The 22,442-nt window shown below is 59.9% G+C and carries 18 protein-coding genes; 7 read left to right on the top strand and 11 right to left on the bottom strand.

Translation table 11 applies throughout. From position 1 onward, the window contains the following. Positions 1–240 precede the first annotated feature (240 nt). Positions 241–1,071: a hypothetical protein gene (locus JT51_RS12315; protein ID WP_037312937.1), complete on the top strand. Its 831-nt coding sequence runs from the start codon at positions 241–243 to the stop codon at positions 1,069–1,071. Next, positions 1,068–2,096, top strand: a complete 1,029-nt coding sequence (locus JT51_RS12320) for an endonuclease/exonuclease/phosphatase family protein (RefSeq protein ID WP_037312940.1) — start codon at positions 1,068–1,070, stop codon at positions 2,094–2,096. The genes JT51_RS12315 and JT51_RS12320 overlap by 4 nt, the downstream gene beginning before the upstream one ends. A gap of 15 nt (positions 2,097–2,111) precedes the next feature. Here JT51_RS12320 and JT51_RS12325 read toward each other — a convergent pair whose 3' ends face one another. After that, positions 2,112–2,639: a redoxin domain-containing protein gene (locus JT51_RS12325; RefSeq protein ID WP_037312943.1), complete on the bottom strand. Its 528-nt coding sequence runs from the start codon at positions 2,637–2,639 to the stop codon at positions 2,112–2,114. Positions 2,640–2,730: 91 nt separating this feature from the next. On the opposite strand from JT51_RS12325, the gene leuB reads away from it, so the two are divergent. Next, the gene (leuB, locus tag JT51_RS12330; RefSeq protein ID WP_037312945.1) at positions 2,731–3,834 is read left to right on the top strand and encodes a 3-isopropylmalate dehydrogenase; all 1,104 of its coding nucleotides are present in this window, start codon (positions 2,731–2,733) and stop codon (positions 3,832–3,834) included. Between the two features lie 48 nt (positions 3,835–3,882). On the opposite strand, the gene JT51_RS12335 is transcribed toward leuB, so the two are convergent. Further along, positions 3,883–6,096 carry a transglycosylase domain-containing protein gene (locus JT51_RS12335; protein WP_037312947.1) on the bottom strand — a complete coding sequence of 738 codons (2,214 nt, stop codon included), beginning with the start codon at positions 6,094–6,096 and terminating at the stop codon, positions 3,883–3,885. A gap of 257 nt (positions 6,097–6,353) precedes the next feature. Here JT51_RS12335 and JT51_RS12340 point away from each other — a divergent pair, with 257 nt between their 5' ends. Then, complete coding sequence (locus JT51_RS12340) at positions 6,354–6,692, top strand: P-II family nitrogen regulator (protein WP_037312949.1); 339 nt, start codon at positions 6,354–6,356, stop codon at positions 6,690–6,692. 33 nt (positions 6,693–6,725) lie between these two features. Then, the gene (gene amt, locus JT51_RS12345) at positions 6,726–8,051 is read left to right on the top strand and encodes an ammonium transporter (protein ID WP_037312951.1); all 1,326 of its coding nucleotides are present in this window, start codon (positions 6,726–6,728) and stop codon (positions 8,049–8,051) included. 71 nt (positions 8,052–8,122) lie between these two features. Here the strand turns inward: amt and JT51_RS12350 are convergent, their stop codons facing one another. The 4 genes from JT51_RS12350 to JT51_RS12365 all read right to left on the bottom strand — a co-directional run bounded on the left by JT51_RS12350 (position 8,123) and on the right by JT51_RS12365 (position 11,103). Beyond that, on the bottom strand, positions 8,123–9,307 hold the full coding sequence (locus JT51_RS12350) for an aromatic amino acid transaminase (RefSeq protein WP_037312953.1): 1,185 nt from the start codon (positions 9,305–9,307) through the stop codon (positions 8,123–8,125). Continuing rightward, positions 9,307–10,161: a 3-mercaptopyruvate sulfurtransferase gene (gene sseA, locus JT51_RS12355; RefSeq protein WP_037312956.1), complete on the bottom strand. Its 855-nt coding sequence runs from the start codon at positions 10,159–10,161 to the stop codon at positions 9,307–9,309. Before sseA ends, JT51_RS12350 begins: the two co-directional genes overlap by 1 nt. Positions 10,162–10,241: 80 nt before the next feature. Next, positions 10,242–10,511, bottom strand: a complete 270-nt coding sequence (locus tag JT51_RS12360; protein WP_051927533.1) for a CBU_0592 family membrane protein — start codon at positions 10,509–10,511, stop codon at positions 10,242–10,244. Between the two features lie 28 nt (positions 10,512–10,539). Continuing rightward, on the bottom strand, positions 10,540–11,103 hold the full coding sequence (locus JT51_RS12365) for a helix-turn-helix domain-containing protein (protein ID WP_037314184.1): 564 nt from the start codon (positions 11,101–11,103) through the stop codon (positions 10,540–10,542). A gap of 106 nt (positions 11,104–11,209) precedes the next feature. Between JT51_RS12365 and ilvD the strand changes: the two genes are divergently transcribed. Then, a complete protein-coding gene (gene ilvD, locus JT51_RS12370; protein WP_037312958.1) occupies positions 11,210–13,042 on the top strand; it encodes a dihydroxy-acid dehydratase in 1,833 nt (610 codons plus the stop codon). A 159-nt stretch (positions 13,043–13,201) separates the two neighbouring features. On the opposite strand, the gene JT51_RS12375 is transcribed toward ilvD, so the two are convergent. After that, positions 13,202–15,232, bottom strand: coding sequence for a DEAD/DEAH box helicase (locus JT51_RS12375; RefSeq protein WP_037314186.1), 2,031 nt, complete (start codon positions 15,230–15,232; stop codon positions 13,202–13,204). Between the two features lie 341 nt (positions 15,233–15,573). Beyond that, complete coding sequence (locus JT51_RS12380) at positions 15,574–16,392, bottom strand: sulfotransferase family protein (RefSeq protein WP_037314189.1); 819 nt, start codon at positions 16,390–16,392, stop codon at positions 15,574–15,576. A gap of 143 nt (positions 16,393–16,535) precedes the next feature. Between JT51_RS12380 and JT51_RS12385 the strand changes: the two genes are divergently transcribed. Further along, on the top strand, positions 16,536–18,113 hold the full coding sequence (locus JT51_RS12385) for a DUF5928 domain-containing protein (protein WP_037312961.1): 1,578 nt from the start codon (positions 16,536–16,538) through the stop codon (positions 18,111–18,113). Positions 18,114–18,149: 36 nt separating this feature from the next. Here the strand turns inward: JT51_RS12385 and JT51_RS12390 are convergent, their stop codons facing one another. The 3 genes from JT51_RS12390 to JT51_RS12400 form a co-directional block, all read right to left on the bottom strand. Beyond that, positions 18,150–19,646: an aldehyde dehydrogenase family protein gene (locus tag JT51_RS12390; RefSeq protein WP_037312964.1), complete on the bottom strand. Its 1,497-nt coding sequence runs from the start codon at positions 19,644–19,646 to the stop codon at positions 18,150–18,152. Between the two features lie 18 nt (positions 19,647–19,664). After that, positions 19,665–20,771, bottom strand: coding sequence for a saccharopine dehydrogenase family protein (locus JT51_RS12395; protein WP_037312966.1), 1,107 nt, complete (start codon positions 20,769–20,771; stop codon positions 19,665–19,667). A 124-nt stretch (positions 20,772–20,895) separates the two neighbouring features. Continuing rightward, positions 20,896–22,071 (bottom strand): 2-aminoethylphosphonate--pyruvate transaminase, encoded by a 1,176-nt coding sequence (locus JT51_RS12400; RefSeq protein ID WP_037312969.1) that lies wholly within the window; start codon positions 22,069–22,071, stop codon positions 20,896–20,898. Positions 22,072–22,442 lie beyond the last annotated feature (371 nt).

Consider the following 22,442-nt stretch of genomic DNA (forward strand, 5'->3'; position numbering starts at 1 on the left):
ACATGTAGGGGTCACGCTTCACCGCACGTCGGCTTTGCGTCAAAAATGATGCAAAGCCGCACCAGTTTCGCCATCTTTTTGCCCGAAAATATGTGTTTTCTGCACCTTGGCTTGAGCGTAATACCGCTTATCGTCCATGTTGGCGCTAAAGAGGTATCCGTCAAAACACTCGGAAGACGGGCACAAGCAGGTACGAATCCGGCGCAGAACCGGTACGTCCAGTTTGAAAGGTTTGGGATAGTGATTGCGCGCACAACAGGGGCGGCAATTCGGGGATTGTTGGTAGCGCTGATGGTGCTGACCCCCGCGTTGTACCTGCCCGTATCGTCAACAAATGGCACCGAGATTGTCGTCTTTCTCGCCATTCTCGCATTTTTCCTGACGTTCGCGGAATACAACTCCGCTTTTCCCAGCTTTATTGAATTCCGCGATGCGCCGCCTGCGAATCGCCTGCGGTTTGTCGGGCTGGTTTCAATGGTCACCTTCCTGACACTGATCTGCAAAGATGCCTATGCGCCAACCGAGCTGACATCCGCCTTTTATGCAATCGGGCTTGGCGTGGCCAATGTGGTTGATTTCCCCTATTCGCCCGTGCGTTTGATCGTTTTGATGCTGCCGGCCGACGCAAGCCCCCCTTTGGTCGATCTGGTTCGCAGTTCGGCCAGCGTGGCCTATGTCGCAGCATTGGTGACAATCGGCAGCTTTGCCTATGCAGTGAAAGTGCGCGGTTGGCCTACGGGCAACGGCGCTTTCAACGTCTGGACCAACCTGCCCCTGTTTGACCCGACCAAGGGTGGTGACGTTGTCACCCGACTGCAACGCGACGGGCGCCTGAATATCTCGATCGGTGTTTTGCTGCCGTTCCTGATTCCGGCCCTGATCAAAATGCTGCCTGATTATGCGACCCCGATCTCGCTGAGCAATCCTCAGACCCTGATCTGGACGCTCAGCGCCTGGGCGTTTCTGCCCGCAAGCATGATCATGCGCGGCATGGCGACATTGCGCATCGCAAACCTGATCGTTGAAAAGCGTCGCGCATATTCCACGGCCGAGTCCACACAAACCGCATGATCCGCGTCCTGTTCCTGCTGCTGCTGCCCGTTGTGGCACAAGCAGAAACCTTGCGCGTCGCCACATTCAACACGGAACTCAGCCGCGATGGGCCAGGCCTGTTGCTGCGTGACATTCAGCGTGGCGATCCTCAGGTGCAGGCCGTTGTGGATGTCCTGCTGGCCACGCGCCCTGACATCGTCGCCCTGCAAGGTATCGACTGGGATCTGGACGGCCGGGCCTTATCGGCTCTGACCCAAGCCATCGACACCGCCGGGTTGTCGTATCCACACAGCTTTTCAGCACAGCCCAATTCGGGTCTTGAGACTGCCTATGATCTGGATGGTGACGGCCAGACCGGCGGCGACGGGGACGCACAAGGCTGGGGTCGCTTTAATGGCAAGGGTGGTTTGGCCGTCCTGTCGCGCCACCCAATTCTGACAGGCAAAGTCCAGAACTTTTCCGGCCTGCTGTGGCAGGACCTGCCCGGCGCAACCCTGCCGCGGATCGACGGCAAACCATTCCCGACGGCGCAGGCACAGGCAATTCAACGGCTGTCCTCGACTGCCCATTGGGTCGTGCCCATTGCGACCTCGGGCGGGCGCATGGATCTGTTGACGTTTCACGCCACGCCGCCGGTGTTTGACGGCCCCGAAGATCGCAACGGCCTGCGCAACCGGGACGAGGTGCGGTTCTGGTCGTTGCTGTTGGATGGGGCCATAGGGCAAGCCCCCGAACGGCGGTTCGTTATTGCGGGTGACGCCAATCTGGACCCGGGCAAGGGAGATGGGCGAAACCAGGCGATCCGTGATCTGCTGTCCCACCCCCGGCTACAAGACCCTGCCCCCCAAACACCGTCAGGTTCGGATACGACAGTCGTTTGGAAAGCGGTTGGCGAGATGCGGGTGGACTATGTGTTGCCATCCGGGGACTGGGCGGTTGTCGACGCAGGCATCCATTGGCCCGACGCCGACACACCCGACGGGGCGACCGCAAGGGCCGCCAGCCGTCACCGTCTGATCTGGGTCGAATTGGCGGCAGAGTGACCCCGCCACCCGGTGTTACAGCGCGCCGGTATAGGTCCCGCGCGGCGGATAATTGTTGCCCAGCGTGAATTTCAGGCCGCCGATTACATCCGACATGGCAGGGCGGGCAAATGGTGTTGTCTGCTGCCACGCGTAATACAGCGTCTGATCGGGGGCGATATAGAAATGCCCCGGCTCGGCAAACAACGCGGGCTCGGCACTGCCTTCGCGTGCCTGTGAAATCTGCAGGCCCCAAGCATCCCGCGCCGATGACAAAGGCAGGCTGTGCCCCACACGCAGACGTGACACCCCGGCCTTTTCCGTCGTTTCGGCGGCCCGTTCGGCGGTATCGGTCGTGATCATGATCACCTCGATCCCCAATTCGGCGAATTCGTCAAGCGCAGCTTCGACCTCGGTCATCTGCTTGATACAGATCGGACAGTGAAGGCCGCGATATTGAATCACCAGCGTCCCGTTTTCGCCCGAGGCACCCGCAAGATCGAAGGTCCCGTGGGCGACGGTCTCGATTTTCAGCGCAGGAACCGGATTTCCAGGTGTCAGCATGTGTTTTCCTCATGAATTGGCGGGTTCGTCTCATTGACCCGATGCGACACAGACGCTAGGGCGATTGGAACGAAACGCAAGGAGATCCTTCATGTCCAACCCCTCGCTCCTCATCCTGCCCGGAGACGGAATTGGCCCCGAAGTCATGGCCGAAGTGCGCAGAGTAATCGACTGGTTCGGTGCGAACCGTGGTCTGGAATTCGACGTGAGCGAGGATCTGGTCGGCGGCGCAGCCTATGACGCGCACGGCAAACCCCTGTCCGACGAAACCATGGCCAAAGCACAAGAGGCGGACGCGGTTCTGCTGGGCGCCGTGGGTGGCCCGAAATACGACGATCTGGATTTCAGCCTCAAGCCCGAGCGCGGGTTGCTGCGCCTGCGCAAGGAAATGGACCTGTTTTCCAACCTGCGCCCGGCCCAGTGTTTTGATGCGCTGGCGGACTTCTCGTCGCTGAAAAAGGACATCGTCGCCGGTCTGGATATCATGATCGTGCGCGAGCTGACCTCGGGCGTCTATTTCGGCGAGCCGCGCGGCATCTTCGAAGAAGGCAACGAACGTGTGGGCATCAACACCCAGCGTTATACCGAATCCGAGATCGAACGCGCCGCGCGCTCGGCCTTTGAACTGGCGATGCGCCGGAACAAAAAGCTGTGCTCGATGGAGAAAGCCAACGTGATGGAATCGGGCATCCTGTGGCGCGAGGTCGTAACCCGCGTCAGCGCGGATTACCCCGAGGTCGAGCTGAGCCACATGTATGCCGACAACGGTGCGATGCAGCTGGTGCGCGCGCCCAAGCAGTTCGACGTGATCGTTACCGACAACCTGTTCGGCGATGTCCTGTCTGACTGTGCGGCCATGCTGACCGGCTCGTTGGGAATGCTGCCGTCGGCCAGCCTTGGCGCACCCATGGCCAATGGCCGCCCGAAAGCGATGTACGAACCCGTGCATGGTTCGGCCCCGGATATCACCGGTCAGGGCAAAGCCAACCCGATCGCCTGTATCCTCAGCTTTGCGATGGCACTGCGGTACAGCTTTGATCAGGGAGCCGAGGCGGGTCGCCTGGAGGCCGCTATCGAAAAAGTTCTGGCGGATGGCGTGCGCACCGCTGACCTGCTGGCCGAAGAAGGGGTCAAGCCGGTCTCGACCACCGAAATGGGCGATGCCATTCTGGCCGCGCTGGACGAAAGCGTCTAACCAAAATTCAGGGCGGTGCCGATGGCGCCGCCCTAATTCTATTCGCGGTCAGAAATTGCCGCCAAAAAGATCCAACAGAAAACTATCGACAGCCTCGGCCAGGCCATCACCCGGATTGCGCCGGCGGCGTTGTTGTTTGGGCTGCACTGTGCGCACCGGCGGGTCCGGGGCCAGCATGGGCAGGGGCGTCGGGGTCATCCCCTCGGTCACGCGCAACATGGTCTCTTTCCAAATCTCGGCAGGCAGGCCGCCACCGGTAACACCAGACAGCGGCGTGTTATCGTCATAGCCCATCCAGACACCGGCCACGTAATCCGCCGTGAACCCTATGAACCAGGCGTCCCGCGCGGCCTGGGTCGTTCCGGTCTTGCCCGCCACCTGCCAACCCGGCAGCTTGGCACGCCCGCCGGTGCCCTCGGACACGACGCGCTCCATCATCCAGGTCAGCTGCTTGGCGGCTTTGTCGTTGATGACCCGCTCACCGATGCCCGTGGTCGTCACCATGACGGGTGTGGCATCGCCCAGCAGCTTCAGTTCGGTCAGGCCATAGGGTTCCACGGATGAGCCGCCGTTCAGGATACCGGCATAGGCCCCGGTCATCTCAATCAGCGTGCTTTCCGACGCGCCCAGCGCCAGCGCCGGACCCTGCGCCAGATCACTTGTGATGCCAAAGCCGCTGGCGACCGTGCGCACATTCTCAAGCCCTGAGATATCGGCCACCTTGACCGCCGGAATATTCAGCGAGTTCTTCAGCGCATCGGCCAGCGTGACCCGCCCATAGTATTTGTTGGTATAGTTCTTGGGGCACCACTGACCCGACCCGGCAATGTTCCAGCAGGTCGGCTCGTCCATCACCGTATCCAGCGGCGAATTGCCCAGCTCCAGCGCGGTGGCATACACAAACGGCTTGAACGACGACCCGGTCTGCCGCAGCGCCTGCGTCGCCCGGTTGAACGCCCCCGACACGCGGGTATTGCGCCCCCCCACCATGGCCCGCACGGCCCCGTCGGCAGACATCACGACAATCGCGGCCTGCGCCTTGGACCCTTTGCGGACTTTTTCCTGAAAAATGTACTTCAGCGCCTCTTCGGCGGATTTCTGCAACCTTTGGTCCAGCGTCGTGCGGATCACCACGTCTTCGGTTGTGTTGCGGGTAAAGAATTCCGGCCCGCTGGCCATGACCCAATCGGCAAAGTAACCGCCAGCCCGCGCGGCAGCGGCGGCAGACAGCTGCGCCGGATTGCTGCGGGCACTGCTGGCCTGCGCCGAGGTCAGATAACCCTGCGCCTCCATCAACCCAACCACCAGCTGCGCCCGATCCTGCGACCGCTTCAGGCTGTTGGTCGGCGCATAACGCGTGGGCGCGACCAGCAATCCAGCCAGCATCGCGGCCTGCGATGGGTTCACCTCGGCGGCGGAAATCCCGAAATAGCGTTGGCTGGCGGCCTCAAAACCACGGGCACCAGCCCCCAGAAACGCGCGGTTCAGATAGATCGTCAGGATTTCATCCTTGGAGTATTTGACCTCCATCGCCATCGCATAGACAGCCTCCTTGGCCTTGCGCAACAACGACCCCTGACGGCAATCGGACTCATAAGCGGCCTCGGACTCCCATTCTTCCGGCTTGTAAGGCACCCCCAGACACAGCAGTTTCGCGGTCTGCTGCGTGATGGTCGAACCACCGTGTCCGGACAGCGGACCCCGCCCCTCGCTCAGGTTGATGCGCACGGCACTGGCCACACCACGAGGGCTGACGCCGAAATGGCGATAGAACCGCTTGTCCTCGGTCGCCACCACCGCATTCTTGAGGTGCGGCGAAACGGTTCCTGCGGTAATGACCCCGCCGAACTGATCCCCGCGCCAGGCAAAGACCTTGCCTTCGCGGTCCAGCAACGTGACCGACCCCCGCGCACGGCCATCAAGCAGGGCGTCAACGTCGGGCAGCGTGGTGTAAACCATCCCCACCGCCAGCGCCAGCAACAGCGCAACAACTGCGCCCACCCGCCAGGTCAGACCCCAGACCATCCGCCAGATCCAGCGGAACAACCGCCGGAAGAACCCGCCGCCGCCGCCCGATGTCTTGCGCGTTTTCCTGCGGGCTGTCTTACGGGTCGCCGTCTTGCGCGCGGTCGCCTTTTTACCAGCGGTCCCCGTCTTGGCCGCCGGTTTCGCAGCACGCTTGGTCGCAGTGGGCTTGCGCCCCTTCGATGGATATCTTCTGTCCGCAACAAGCGGTGATTTGCGGCGCCTGGACTCAGTCATGCTCAAACTCTGCCCGGTTGTTATTTTGGAACACCATACCCTGCCGTTCGCATGAAGTAGAGGTGTGAAATTCGCCTGTGCGCCCTCCGCACAGCGCCCATCTTTTAATCAATCATTCGATTTTGTGCAAAAATTGTGCACCCAAGCGTCGTTTCCCCAACGACGCCCCCACCTGATCGTTCCTTATCACGCTCTAGCGCGTTCTTTTTTCTGCAGGTGCAAACAACCGGGCTCGCCGGACATCAGAGGGGACAGACGTGAAGCTGATCATTGCGACAATCAAACCGTTCAAGCTGGAGGACGTGCGCGAGGCGCTGACCAGCGTGGGCATAAGCGGCATGATGGTGACCGAAATAAAGGGCTTTGGCTCGCAATCGGGTCACACGGAAATCTATCGCGGGGCGGAATACGCCGTGAATTTCGTCCCCAAGATCAAGCTGGAAATCGTGGTGCCCGCCACCATGGCCGATCAGATCGTCGAGACCATCACCAAAACCGCCAAGACCGGCAAGATCGGTGATGGCAAGATTTTTGTCCTCGATGTCGAGCAGGCCCTGCGCGTGCGGACCGGGGAAACCAACGAAGAGGCGCTGTAAGCGCCGCCACCCACATTCATTCGAGGACTAACTATGAACCTGATGAAATCCCTCATCCCTGCCGCCGCGATTGCCGCGTTGCCGCAGATGAGCCTTGCGCAAGAAGCCGCCACTGGCGAGACCGCGCAACACACGCAATTTATCCTGACCTCGCTGCTGTTTCTGGTCGGTGGCTTTCTGGTGTTCTGGATGGCGGCAGGCTTTGCCATGCTTGAGGCCGGACTGGTACGGTCCAAGAACGTCGCCATGCAGTTGGTCAAGAACATGGGCCTGTTTTCCTTTGCCGCCATCCTGTACTGGCTGGTTGGCTATGGGCTGATGTACCCCGGTGAAAACTGGATGATCAGCGGCGTGTTAGGGTCTATTTCACCCGCCTCGCTGGAACCGGTAGGGTTGGACGGCGTCAATGCGGATTTGTCTTACGCCACGGTCGGGTCTGACTTTTTCTTCCAGCTGATGTTCTGCGCCACCACGGCGTCCATCGTGTCGGGCACCATGGCGGAACGCGTCAAACTGTGGCCATTCCTTTTCTTCGTAATCGTGCTGACCGGCATCATCTACCCGATTGAGGCGTCCTGGCAGTGGGGCGGCGGTTGGCTGTCGCAGATGGGTTTCAGCGACTTCGCTGGCTCGACCCTGGTGCACGCCGCTGGTGGGTTCGCGGCGCTGGCCGGTGCCATCGTGCTGGGCCCACGGATTGGCAAGTACAACAAGGACGGCAAGGTTGTTCCGATCCCCGGCTCGAACCTGGCGCTGGCTACGCTTGGAACGTTCATCCTGTGGCTGGGCTGGTTCGGCTTCAACGGCGGCTCGCAGCTGGCGATGGGCACGATCGGCGATATCGCGGATATCAGCCGCATCTTTGCCAATACCAATATGGCCGCTGCTGCAGGGGCTGTCGCTGTCCTGATCCTGACGCAGGTGATGTATGGCAAGGTCGACCTGACCATGGTGCTGAACGGCGCGCTGGCCGGTCTGGTGTCGATCACCGCCGAACCGCTGGCCCCCTCGCTGTTTCAAGCGTTGATCATCGGGGGCATCGGGGGCGTAATCGTCGTCTTTACCGTGCCAATGCTGGACCGCATCAGAATCGACGATGTGGTTGGTGCCATCCCAGTTCACCTGATCGCGGGCTTCTGGGGCACCTTCATCGTGGCCTGGACCAATGGCGATGCGTCTTTCGTGACCCAGATCATCGGCTTCGCCTCTGTCGGTCTTTTTGTTTTCGTCGTCAGCTTTGTCCTCTTTTCGATCCTCAAGGCCACCGTCGGCCTGCGGGTGGGCGAAGAAGAAGAGATCAACGGTCTGGATATGGGTGAACTGGGTATGGAAGCCTACCCCGAGTTCTCAAAGGGTTGAGCCCTTGACCGAGCAAAGAAAAAAACCCGGGCGCGTGCGTCCGGGTTTTCTGCTTTTCAAATGCCTGGGAACTACACCCCGACGTCGACAATCGCCTTGGCCAGAATCGGCACGGTTGTCGCGTTCAGCCCGGCAATGTTCAGGCGGCTGTCGCCGACCATATAGATGCCGTGATCAGCGCGCAGTTGCTCGACCAGCTCAGGCGCGGCCCCAAGGCGCGAGAACATGCCGCGGTGCTGGGCGACAAATCCGAACCGATCCGAGCCGCTGTGCCGCTGCAACTCATCAGCCAGTTGCTGACGCAGGCCCAGCATCGACAGGCGGACCTCTTCCAGTTCAGCGGCCCAATCGGCACGCAGGGCGTCATCTGTCAGGATTGTGGTCACAACCCGCGCGCCGTGATCGGGCGGGAAGGAATAGTTCTGGCGGTTCAAAAAGGCCAATGTAGACTGGTTCAGCGCCGTTTGCGCCGCATCATCACTGATCGCCATCAGCAGGCCGGTCCGTTCGCGGTAAACGCCGAAGTTCTTGGAACATGACGCCGCAATCAGGCAGCGCTTGACGGATGAGGCCACCAGACGGGTCGCCTGTGCATCCTCTTCCAGACCGTCGCCAAAGCCCTGATAGGCGATGTCGATCATCGCAACCAGGCCACGGTCATTGATCAGGTTCACGACCTCTTGCCACTGCACCATGTTCATGTTGGCACCGGTCGGATTGTGGCAGCAACCGTGCAGCAGAACCACGTCGCCCGCTTTGGCGGTTTTGAGGTCCGCAATCATGCCGTCGAAATCGACGCCACGAGTTTCGCCGTCGAAATAGCGGTACTGGACCGTCTCCATCCCCAGATAGTTCAGGATCGACAGGTGGTTCGGCCAGGTCGGGTTCGACACGAACACGCGGGCCGAGGGGTTGGCCATGCGGATCATCTCGAACGCCTGACGGCAGGCACCGGTGCCGCCGGGGGTGGCCACGGCAGCAATATTGCCACGCGGCACGGATGTGCCCAGGATCAGACCGATCATCGCGTCAGCATAGGCCGGATCACCGGCCAGACCGGTATAGGCTTTGGTCTCTTGCTCCTCCAGAATGCGCTTTTCCGCGGCTTTCACCGCGCGCATCACCGGGGTCACGCCTTCGGCATTCTTGTAGACACCCACACCCAGGTCGATCTTCTGATCGCGCGGGTCTTCGCGGTAAGCCTGCATCAGCGCTAGAATCTTGTCGGCGGGCTGCGGTTTGAGGTGTTCGAACATCAGGTCTCTCCGGTTGCGACGGGCAGGGTCGGGAAGGCACCCCATTCAGCCCAGGAGCCGTCATAAAGCGAGTGGTCTTTCTTGCCCATGCGTTCCAACGCAAGGCTGAGGATCGCGGCGGTCACGCCCGACCCGCAGGACGTGATTGCGGGTTTCGACAGATCGACATCGGCAGCCTGAAACACGGCGCGGCAATCGTCGGGGGATTTCATCGTGCCATTCTTGTTCAGCAGATCGCCAAACGGCACGTTGCGCGACCCCGGAATATGGCCCGAGCGCAACCCCGTGCGGGGTTCGGCCTCGGTTCCGGCAAAACGGGCGGCGGAACGGGCGTCGATGATTTCGTGGTCGGTCAGCTTGGTTGCTGCGGACACCTGTGTGACATCGCGCACCAGATGGTTTTGAACCCGCACCGTCATGTGGCGGTCACGAATAACAGGGGGCAGATCCTCGATCTCACGCCCTTCGGACTGCCATTTGGGCAAACCACCATCCAGAACGGCAACGTTGTCCTGACCCATCAGGCGGAACAACCACCAGACCCGCGCCGCCGACATCAACCCGGCACCGTCATAGACAACCACCTGATGACCATCGCCTACGCCCATGGCCCGCAGACGCGACATGAATTTCTCGACCGGCGGTGCCATATGCGGCAGGTCCGAGCGGTGGTCGGAAATGTCGTCGACATCAAAGAACCGCGCGCCCGGGATATGGGCGGCGTCATATTCGGCCTTGGCATCGCGCTCCTGCTGCGGCAGGTACCACGACCCGTCCAGAACCCGCAGGTCCGGGTCCTTTAGATGGGCGGCAAGCCATTCGGTTGAAACAAGGGTTTTTGGATCGTCCTGCATTGAAGTCCCCCCTAAGCGAGCTTGGTTTTTCCCTATACGCGCGCGGATGCGGGTTCAAGACTGGATGGTGTCTGCGGCCGCTACTTTGCGCGCCGCAGTCGCAGAAACTGAACAATCCCCATCAGGCTGATCAGAACCCAGAAACTTTCGATCAACATGGAGGCAAGATTGAAGTTCTCCAGCAGGGAATAAACGATCAGCACCGAACCTGCGAGGTTCAGCACCGGAAACGCCAGATCGTCAGAGTTCATCATCCGCATCTGTGTGGCGAAATAGGCCGACACAACGACCAATGCGCCGAAAGAGCCGATCGCATCGGCCAGGGTAAGCGTGTCAAGAAATTCAGCCACTGTCGGTCCTCGTGTCTGTTCTGGGACATCAGCCCGCTGATGCCAACGCGGCGGGCTGAGCGTAATGATGCATGTTCAAAAAGCCAGCACCTTTTGGACCGGCGCGGTAACCATGCGGAAGATCGGCAGCAAAGCGCAACCCCTGCCCGGCCTGCAGGGGCACCCACGCGCCATCGCGCAAAATGTCCAGCGCGCCATTCAGCACAAAAACCTCTTCGGTCACGCCAGCGGCATGGGCGGCGGATTCGTGACTTTGGTTCGGGGCAAGATCGACGTGAAACGTCTCGGCCCCCAGCGCCGGGTCGAAGGGAAAGACGATCTTGACCTCGATGCTGCCGGGAAAGGTCACGGTCTGAAACACGCTGGCATCCGCTGCGTCATGCGGCGCAGACGATCCGATCAGCGCACTTAACGGCAGTTGAAACCCTTTGGCGATTTTCCACAGGGTCGCGATGGTCGGGCTTGATTCGCCGCGTTCAATCTGACCCAGCATGGCTTTGCTGACGCCGGTCATCTCGGATGTTTTGGACAGGCTCAGCCCCAAGGCCGCCCGCACATCCCTAAGTTTCAGCGTTATGTCGTCCGTCGCCATTTCATCGCCCCGCGAATCCTCTTGTGCGTTATAGCGCACATGTGGTACGTGCGCTATAACGTACGCATCCCGAATATCGCAACCGGGGCAAAAGGGAAACAGCATCATGCCAATGTACCGATCCAGAACCTCCACTCATGGCCGCAACATGGCCGGTGCCCGCGGCCTGTGGCGCGCCACCGGCATGGGGGACGACGATTTCGGCAAGCCGATCATCGCCATCGTCAACTCGTTTACCCAGTTTGTACCGGGCCATGTGCATCTGAAGGATCTGGGCCAGATGGTCGCGCGCGAGGTTGAGGCCGCAGGCGGTGTCGCCAAAGAATTCAACACCATCGCCGTGGATGACGGCATCGCCATGGGCCATGATGGGATGCTGTATTCCCTGCCTTCGCGCGAGGTGATCGCCGACAGCGTGGAATATATGGTCAACGCGCATTGTGCTGATGCGATGGTCTGTATTTCGAACTGTGACAAGATCACCCCCGGTATGCTGATGGCTGCCATGCGCCTGAATATTCCGGCCATCTTTGTCTCTGGCGGCCCGATGGAGGCCGGTAAGATCGACATCGCCGATCTGGACGCCAAGAAAATCGACCTTGTGGACGCGATGGTTGCCGCCGCCGACGACAGGTTTACCGACGAACAGGTCCAGCATATCGAGGAAAACGCCTGTCCGACCTGCGGGTCGTGTTCGGGCATGTTCACCGCAAACTCGATGAACTGTCTGGCCGAGGCGCTGGGTCTGGCACTGCCGGGCAACGGCTCGACCCTGGCCACCCATTCGGATCGCAAAGAGCTGTTTCTTGAGGCCGGTCGCCGTATCGTCGAAATCACAAAACGCCACTATGACCTGAACGAAAAGGGTTTCCTGCCTCGCGAGATCGCCACATTTGAGGCGTTTGAAAACGCCATGAGCCTGGATATCGCCATGGGCGGGTCGACCAATACCGTCCTGCACCTGCTGGCCATCGCGCATGAGGGCGACGTTCACTTTACCATGAGTGACATGGACCACCTGAGCCGCAAGGTGCCCTGTCTGTGCAAGGTCGCGCCCAACACCGAAAACGTGCATATGGAGGACGTCCACCGCGCCGGTGGCATCTTCTCGATCTTGGGCGAGTTGAGCCGCGCCGGATTGCTGCATGAAGATTGCAGCACCGTGCATTCGGGTACGATGGGTGAGGCGATTGCCAACTGGGACATCAAGATCGCCAACAACCCCAAGGCGCAGGATCTGTTCAAAGCCGCCCCCGGTGGCGTGCGCACCACGCAGGCCTTCAGCCAGTCGAACCGGTATAAGGAACTGGATACCGACCGCGAAGGCGGCATTATCCGGTCCAAAGAGCACGCGTTCAGTCAGGATGGTGGTCTGGCGGTTCTGTTCGGCAACATCGCCCGGGACGGCTGTATCGTGAAAACCGCAGGCGTTGATCCCAGCAGCCTGACCTTCACCGGATCGGCCTATGTCTGCGAAAGTCAGGACCAAGCCGTGAATGACATTCTGACCGGCAAGGTCAAAGAGGGCGACGTGGTGGTGATCCGCTATGAAGGCCCGCGCGGTGGGCCGGGGATGCAGGAAATGCTGTACCCGACGTCGTACCTGAAATCCAAAGGTCTGGGCAAAGCCTGCGCCCTGCTGACCGATGGTCGGTTCTCGGGCGGCACGTCGGGTCTGTCGATCGGACACGTCTCGCCCGAAGCGGCCGAAGGCGGTGAAATCGGGTTGGTGAAACAGGGCGACAAGATCGAGATCGACATCCCCAACCGCACCATCCATCTGGCCGTCTCGGACGACGAACTGGCAGCACGACGCGAAGAACAAGACGAAAAGGGCTGGCTGCCCGCCGAACCGCGCAAGCGCAAGGTGTCCACGGCGTTGAAAGCCTATGCCAAGCTGACCACCAGCGCGGCAAAAGGGGCCGTGCGCCAAGTGTAACGGACCCCCGGGGGCCATCCCCCGGGACACATTGTTTTCCGCGTAGTTTCCCAAGTCCGTTTTGTGGAAACTGCGTGGGTTTCGTCTGGCTAGAACAAGCCATCCCGCGCCCAAAGCAGGCATTTGCGGCTTAAACGCGGGATGCCGAAATTATCTGATTTACGGTTTCCGCCGTTTTGGCAGGGCATTCCCACCCTTGCCAGACTTCGCAATCGCAGCGCGGGCGCGGTTTTTCTTGCTGCTGGATTTACCTTTGGGCGGTGGCGGGCCTTTGGGGCCATCAGCGCGAGGTTTAGAGTCGCCATCCTTGCGCGTGCCGCTGCGATCTTTGCGACCTTTTGCCTTGGGACCGTCCGATTTGAATTTGCCTTCCGCCTCACCCTTGGGGGACGCGGTCGTAGCCGCGCGGCGGCGCGCCGGTACAGGCGCGATTTCGTCAGGCCGATCCGCCTTGGGGCGCTGATCCGGCGATTTTCGGGGCTTGCGATCCTCGGGCTTGGGTTTGCGTTGACGCGGAACCGGCGCGTCGTTCCAGTCGATGGGCGCGGCGTCGCTCTTGTGCGCGCGCGGCTTGCCTTTGGGGCCGCGGTTGGATTTGGGCCGCTCGAATGCGGGCAGGTCCGGTGCCTTGTCCAAACGGACAAGATCCTTGGAGCCTTCGATTTTCATGTCTGCCCCGACAGCTTTCAGAAAACCCGCAACGCTGGCCTCGCGAATTTCGACATAAGAGACGTCGTCAGCGATCCGGATTGCGCCGATATCGTCCTTGGTCAGATTGCCCGCCTTGCACACCATCGGCAGCAAGTGCCGCGGAGACGCATTCTGGTTGCGCCCCTCAGACAGCGAAAACCAGACGCTGGGCCCAAATGCGGCGCGCGGTTTTGCGCTATCCGGTTTGACGGCTGCCAGTTCCTCGGGTGCGGAATGGCGCATCTTGTATTGGCGCAAATAGGCCGCTGCGATTTGTTCGGGGGTGAAATCAACGACCAGCTGCGCAACGGCTGCGCGTTCGCTTTCGGTGATCTCGGCCTGCCAGTCATCCGATGCGAACATCCGTTCCTGGTCGCGTGCGTTCACATCTTCTGCTGACGGGGCCAAACCCCAGTCTGCGGTCAGCCGGGCGAATTTCAAAATGCGTTCCGCCTTTTTCCGCGATGCGGGCGCGACAACCAATGCGCTGACCCCTTTGCGCCCGGCGCGGCCGGTACGGCCCGAGCGGTGCAACAGGGTTTCATGGCTGTTGGGCAGCTCGGCATGCACCACCAGATCAAGGTTCGGCAGGTCGATCCCACGGGCGGCCACATCCGTGGCCACACAAACCCGGGCCCGCCCGTCGCGCATGGCCTGCAGCGCATTGGATCGTTCGCTTTGGGTCAGTTCGCCGGACAAGGCCACAACCGAAAACCCCCGGTTCGACAGGCGCGCGGTCAGGCGTGACACCATCATACGTGTATTGCAGAACACGATGGCATTGGGTGCCTCGTAATAGCGCAGCACATTGATGATCGCATTTTCCCCGTCGCGCGGGGCCACCGTCATGGCGCGGTAATCAATATCGGCGTGCTGTGTCTGTTCACTGACCGTACTGACACGTTCCGCATCGCGCTGATACCGCGTCGCAAGGCTGGCGATGGCGCGCGGAACCGTGGCTGAAAACAGCAATGTCTGACGATCCGTCGGCGTTTGATCCAGAATGAACTCCAGATCCTCGCGGAACCCAAGGTCCAGCATTTCGTCGGCTTCGTCCAGAACCACCGCCCGGATCGCCGTCAGGTCGATCGAGCCCCGCATGACATGGTCGCGCAACCGCCCGGGGGTCGCGACAACAATATGCGCACCACGGGCCAATGCACGGCGTTCGTCGCGCATATCCATACCACCAACGCAGGATGCCAGATACGCGCCCGCATCGGAATATAGCCAACTCAGCTCGCGTTTCACCTGCAGTGCCAATTCCCGTGTCGGCGCGACAACCAAAGCCAAAGGTGCCCCGGCCTTATCAAACGAATCCGCATCACCCAGCAACGTGGGCGCAATCGCCAAACCAAACGCGATGGTTTTTCCCGATCCGGTCTGCGCCGATACCAGCATGTCGCGCCCGTCCAATTCGGGCTGGGTCACCGCCGATTGGACTGGTGTCAAAGTATCATAGCCCTTGCGGGCAAGCGCATTTGCGATGGTTTGTTTCACGGTGGTGGTTCTTTGTATCGGTCCGGTGATGTGAGCCATGCGGTATTGCAATCAGCGCATCATCCAAGATTAAAGGCAGCTCCTTATCGGGTGTCGCCTGCATTGTATAGCCAAGGCGTCCGTATCGTCACGAAAATTGCCCATTGCCGCAACCATCAGGGTAGATCGCAGCACCATTTCAGCTTTTGCGTTCAAAACGGGCATACATGCTGGGCCAGCATTCAGATCAGTGACTCGTTCGAACTTGGGCCCGGCGCCGCGCAACGCGCGGCGCCGGGCCCAAACAAAGGAAATGTCTCGTCAGAGACAATGACGATGTGCGGGAGCATCTGCTTTTTGGATCAATCGCCAAGTTTGGCGTGGACCTCATCCAGATCAATTTCGCCAATGGGCATCTTATTGGCCGGGTCTTCGAAATCATATTTGAACAGATCAAAGTCCTGTTTGTAGATTTCATAAACCAGATGCATCGACAGATCGTCAAAATAGTCCTCAACCGGGTGCAACCGCTTGGGTCCGTGACCCTCAGATTCGTTAAAGCGGGGGATTTCCGACAGACTCACCGCGTGCTGCGTGTCCAGATTGTCCAGAACACCCTGCATTCCGTCGTTGAACTTTTCCGTCCAGAATATACGGTCATACTGCCCGCCATTCACAATGAATGTGGACACATGGCCAGACATGGCCGACCAGTGAATATCCGGGTCCATCGGCCTGCGCCACCGGATGGTATCGCGCGCAAACAGCAAGAAACGGCGAAAGCTGGCGATCTGGTCGAATTCACCCTTGCCGTCGTCGCCTCCGACCTCGATCCCGTAGTTATAGGCAAGCGTCGGAACCAGATTGCCCCGGTATCGTTTGCCATTGCGCTGAATTCCGCAAATCTTATCAAAGAACGAGCTGAGGATACGGGTGTACGGGTTGCGCACACAGGTAAAGGAATAAGACGCGTGATTGCGGACGTTGCCAGAGATCATGCTCTGGCTGCTGTCAAAGGCCCATTTGTGCATCCCGTCTTTCGCATCATGGATATCGCCGTCAAAGAACCGTCCATGATCCGAATAATACATGATCTGCCCGATCGTCGAGCAGGCACATTTTGGTACAACACGGTAAACCATGCTTTCGCTCTCGGTCATCCATGTACCGGGAAATCCCATCTGCTGTGCCTCCTTTGCTGGTCCGGTCTCAAAATGACGCGCCAGCATTTGACACCAAAAAACCAAAAATATTCTGTTTATTCAATCGCTCATCCTCAGTATCACGGTTGGAAACGGGCAGAAATGGAAATCGTAGACCCAAAATGGCAAAGATCGCCTATATTTTACTGTGCCACAAAGACCCTGATGCAATCATTGCGCAGGCGGAACAGCTGACCGCTGTAGGGGATTGCATTGCGATCCACTTTGACGCGCGGGCCAGCGCCGTGGCCTATGCGCGTATTCGCGAGGCGCTGAAAGACAATCCGAATGTTGCTTTTGCGGCCCAGCGCGTCAAATGCGGCTGGGGTGCCTGGTCATTGGTTCAGGCGACTTTGAATGCCCTGACAGCCGCCGTCGAAACCTTTCCGCGCGTGACACATTTCTACATGCTGTCCGGTGATTGCATGGCAATCAAGACGGCCGAATACACCCATCATTTCCTTGATGAAAACGACAAGGATTTCATTGAAAGCCACGATTTTTTCGAAAGCAACTGGATCAAGACCGGTATGAAAGAGGACCGGCTGATCTATCGGCATCATTTCAATGAACGCACGCAAAGTCGACGGTTTTACACCTCGTATGAATTGCAGAAGCGGTTTGGGCTGACGCGGCAAATTCCGGCAGACATTCAGGTCATGATCGGCAGCCAGTGGTGGTGTCTGCGCCGCCGCACGGTCGAGATGATTCTGGACTTTCTGCAACAGCGCCCGGACGTGGTCCGGTTTTTTTCGACCACCTGGATTCCGGACGAGACTTTTTTTCAGACCCTGGTGCGCCATCTGATCCCCAAGCAAGAGATCGAGAACCGCACGCCCACCTTCCTGATGTTCTCGGATTACGGGATGCCGGTGACGTTCTACAACGACCATTATGACATGTTGCTGGGGCAGGACTATCTGTTCGCCCGCAAGATCAGCCCCGAGGCCCATGAGCTGAAGGACCGGCTGGGCAAGCTCTATGCGGCTGAAGGGGTCGAGTTCCAGATTTCGGGCGAGGGCCGCAACCTTTACGGATTTCTGACCGGACGCGGCCGCGTTGGCCGACGCCATTCGCAACGGTTCTGGGAGGCGGGCAATACGCTTGGCCCGGACCGCGAAATCTATCTTGTGGTGTGCAAAAAATGGCACGTGGCCAAGCGTCTGGTGGATCAGATCGTGTCGGAAACGGACATTCCCTGCGTCGAATACCTGTTCAACGAAGAAGAAACCGCCCTGCCCGATCTTGGCGGCATTGAAACGACTTTGATCAAGCGATCGCGACACAGGCGCGCCGTTGTGCGGATGCTGTTCGACAGCTTCGATACGGACAAGCTGGTGATCTGTGTCGACCCGTCCAGTCTGGATATCATCCAGGATTTCTGCGCTGATCAGGCCAAGGCCCACGTGCTTGAGATCGAATGCGAGTATACCGACGATTACCTGATCGGGCACGCCCGGCGCGTCGGCCTGGCCGGAGAGCACAGCCCGAAAGAAAGCGTGGCGCATCTGATTCCTGCCCTGAAAAACTCTCTGACCCATGAATCCGAACAAATTCGGGAGGCCGGATTTGACGGGTACTTGCGTATCCGGGAAACCAGCCCACGGTCCGAGAATGAGGCCGCAGTGGCCGAATTTCTGGACGTCTCGCAAGACAAGGCGCAGGCCGTGATGCGACTGGACTATCTGTTTGCGGATTGATCCGGCGGTCTCTTTGGGCACCGCCGGATCACAAGATCAGATATCGAACTTTACGCCCTGTGCCAGTGGCAGTTCAGCGGAATAGTTCACCGTGTTGGTCTGCCGCCGCATATAGGCCTTCCACGCGTCAGAGCCGCTTTCGCGCCCACCACCGGTTTCTTTTTCGCCGCCAAAAGCACCGCCAATCTCGGCCCCCGAAGGCCCGATGTTGACGTTGGCAATCCCACAGTCGGAACCGGCTGCGGTCAGGAACTGCTCGGCCTCGCGCATGTTCAGTGTGAACACGCAGGAGGACAGCCCCTGCGGCACGTCATTCTGAAGCTCCAGCGCCTCGTCGAAATCGTCATAGCCCATGACATAGAGGATCGGTGCGAAGGTTTCAGTTTTGACCGTCGCGGTCTGGCCCGGCATCTCGACAATGGCGGGTTCCATATAGACGCCTGCGGGCACGCCTTGGGTCACACGGCTGCCGCCGAACACGGTGCCACCTTCGGCCGTTGCGGCCTCCAGCGCGGCCGTCATCGCCGCGCCCGCGGCTTCATCCACCAATGGGCCAACCAACGTGCCTTCGACCAGCGGGTCGCCGATGGGCAGACCAGCATAAGCTTTCTTCAGGCGGCTGACCAATTCTGCGCGGATCGAATTATGCACGATCAGGCGACGCAGAGTGGTGCAGCGTTGACCAGCGGTCCCAACTGCGGAAAACACGATGGCGCGCACGGCCATTTCCAGTTCGGCCGAGGGGCCGACGATCATCGCGTTGTTGCCGCCCAGCTCCAGAATGCATTTGCCAAAGCGTTGCGCCACCACCGGGGCCACGGCGCGGCCCATCCGGGTCGAACCTGTGGCCGAGATCACCGGAACATCCTCGCTGGCCACCAGCGCCTCGCCCAGCGCGGCACCGCCGATCAGGGTTTGCAACAGATTGTCCGGCGCATCGCCGAACCGGGCCAGCGCGCGTTCGAAAATCTTCTGGCAGGCCATCGCGGTCAGGGGTGATTTCTCGGATGGTTTCCAGATCACCGGATTGCCGCAGACCAGCGCGATCGCCGCATTCCACGACCAGACAGCGACGGGAAAATTGAAGGCCGAGATCACACCAACCGGGCCTGTGGGATGCCAAGTCTCCATCATCCGGTGACCGGGGCGTTCGGACGCGATGGTCAGACCGTAAAGCTGGCGTGACAGACCCACGGCGAAATCGCAGATGTCGATCATCTCTTGCACTTCGCCCAGACCTTCGGATGTGATCTTACCGGCCTCCCAACTGACCAGCGCGCCCAGATCGTCCTTGGCGGCGCGCAGTTCCTCGCCCAGCAGGCGGATCAATTCACCCCGGCGGGGGGCGGGCACGGTGCGCCACGCTTTGAACGCCGCTTTGGCGCGGGCAAAGATGGCATCCATATCCGCAACCGGTGTCTGGTGCACCTCGGCCAGCAAGCCGCCGTCAATGGGAGAGGTCACCTTGAGGGTGCCGCCTGTCAGTTCGGCCTCGGTCAGGTCCAGATTTGCAAAGGTGGTTTGCGCAGTCATCACGATGTCTTTCATATCTCAGGCCGCCTTGTTCTGTTTGGTTGCGTCACCGGCGCGATACAGCCGGCCAAATTCGGTGTTCAGGAAATCGGACAGGGTCACCTGTTCTTGCCGGACAAACCCTTTTGCGGGCAAAGCCCCCGTGCGCATCAGATCGACCACGCCCAGAACGCCTGCGGCGGTGGTGACCTGAATGGCGCTCCAGACCTGACCGTTGAGAGTGCGGGCAAAGCTTTTGTTGATCAGGGATTTCTCGCGCAGGGCACCGTCGATCATGCCCTTGGCGGTGCAATAGACCAACACAACATCCTGATCAGTGCGCGGCAGGGCGGTTTCGAAGATGTCCTTCAACAGATCACGGCGACGTTCCAGCCCAAGGTCCCTGAGCAGCAGTTTCAGGATATCGCAGTGACCCGGATAGCGGATCGAGCGGTAAGAGACTGCCTGCGCCTTGCCATCCAGCGTTTCGGGCAAGGTGCCCAGCCCGCCCGAGGTGTTGAAACACTCGTACTCTACCCCGTCATGGCCCAGCACTTCGTAATCTTCCAGCGGGGCGGTCTTAACACGCGCGCCGTTCACGATGGCATCGCAGGGGTTGCAGTATTCGTTGATCAGCCCGTCCGTGGACCATGTCAGATTGTATTTCAACGCGTTGGTCGGATAAAGCGGCAGCGCCCCCACCCGCATGTGCAGGCTGTCCAGCGTGTCGAATTCCGCCGCCAGCGACGCCCCGGCGATACCGACAAACCCCGGCGCCAACCCGCATTGCGGCATGAACGCTGTCTGGCTGCCCTGTGCCAGATCACGCACCGCATTGGTGGCCGCGACATCCTCGGTCAGATCAAAGTAATGCGCCCCGGCGCATTGCGCGGCTTTGGCGATCTTTGGTGTCAAAAAGAACGGGGCCGCCGATATGACCGCGTCAAATCCGACCAGCCCCTGGGCCAGTTGCGTATCGTCGCCAACATCAATCTGCCGGGTCGCAATGCCCTGCCGGTTCAGCACTGCCAAAGCCGCCAGATCGCGGTCGGCCACGGTGACCGAATAATTGGTTGATGCTTGCAGCAGGCTTGCGATCATCTGACCGATCTTGCCTGCGCCTATGACACAAATGTTCCAGCTCAAAACGCGCCTCCTCTTTCGTTTTAAGAAAGTATGAGGCGCGCGCTGTTCGATCCGCAGGGGTATTCTTGACGAAAACGCGGAAAGTTACGTCAAATTGACGGCGGTTTCGGCAAATTGATTGCAGTCACGCAGTTTGTGCCATGCGCGCAGCCACAGCCTTGGCCGGTGGGGCGGCGCTGCTGACACCCAGCTTGTCCAATGCCATTTGCGCGGCTGCCACCACGGCCTGCATGACGCTGGCATCCATCCGCCCGATGCATCCGATCCGAAAGCTTTCGGCCTCGGTCAGTTTGCCGGGGTAGATGATAAAACCCTGATCCTTCATCAGGTTGTAAAACCGGCCAAAATCAAACTTCGGATCGGCCGGGCAAAAGAAGGTGACGATGATCGGCGACAGCCATTCATCCGACAAAAGGGTTTCAAACCCCAGCGCCCGCATCCCCGAAACCATGACGTCGCGGTTGCGCGCATAGCGGGCACCGCGTCCGGCCACGCCGCCTTCGGCCTCGTGTTCCTGTAACGCCTGCAGAAACGCGGCGACCACATGGGTCGGCGGGGTAAAGCGCCACTGGCCTGTCTTTTCCATCGCGTCCCATTGCGCGTGCAGATCAAGGCTGAGCGAGGGACAATTGCCCTTAGATTCGATCAGCGCCGTCTTGCGGGCCAGAACAAAGCCAAATCCGGGCACCCCTTCGATACATTTGTTGGCCGAAGATACCAATGCCTCGAACGTGTAATCGCCGGGCTGCAGGGGGATCGCGCCAAAGGCCGACATGCTGTCGATCAGCAGTTTCCGCCCGGCTGCCGCCGTGGCCTTTGAAATCTCGGCCAGCGGGTTCAGGATGCCCGAGCTGGTTTCGCAATGGATCGCAACCACATGGGTGATCGCGGGATCATCGGCCAGAATCTGCGCCACCTCGGCCCCGCGTGGCGGCAGATAGTCGCCCTTGTCCAGCACGACATGCGCGCGCCCGGCATAAGCCAGCGTCTGCACGGCGCGCTTTCCATAAGCGCCATTGGCCAGAACCAGCGCCTTGCCCGACGGCGGGATCATCGAGGTCAGCATCGCCTCGACCGCGAAGGTGCCCGATCCTTGCATGGGCACACAATCATAGGCCGCTTTCCCGTCGCCCAGCAGATCCAACAAGCGCGCGCGCAATTCGGCGGTCATGGCGCGGAAATCACCATCCCAACTGCCCCAATCGCGCAGCATCGCCTGTTTGACAGTATACGAGGTCGTCAGCGGCCCCGGGGTCAGCAGATAGGGCTCTCCAAGTTCGGGGCGGGGAAAGGATGACATTATGCGTGACCTTTTTCACATTGTGGCTGTCGCGGAGGCTATTTGCCTTTTTCCGTTTGCGCCATAGGCCACGGCCTTTTTCCATGAAATGTCTGCCGTCGGGAACCTGACCCAAAACGCCGCCCGGGCCAATGCGCGGCAACTCGTACAATCAAATCAACAGCATCGGTGATTTTTGTGTCCAAATAGGATACGGTGCGACCAAATGGGCCAATTTGTTCGCACTTATTTCCGCGACTATTTGGCCCGGCCAGCACATTGCGACCCGTCGGGCCGGTCCTGAATTTCTATCCGACCGCGAACCCGATGCATGTGCAAAATATGGCGCTGGTTCTTTGACGTTTTTTATATGGCCAAGTTCAGGGGGGAAC

The organism is Ruegeria halocynthiae (genome assembly GCF_000743705.1).
Lineage (GTDB): Bacteria > Pseudomonadota > Alphaproteobacteria > Rhodobacterales > Rhodobacteraceae > Ruegeria > Ruegeria halocynthiae_B.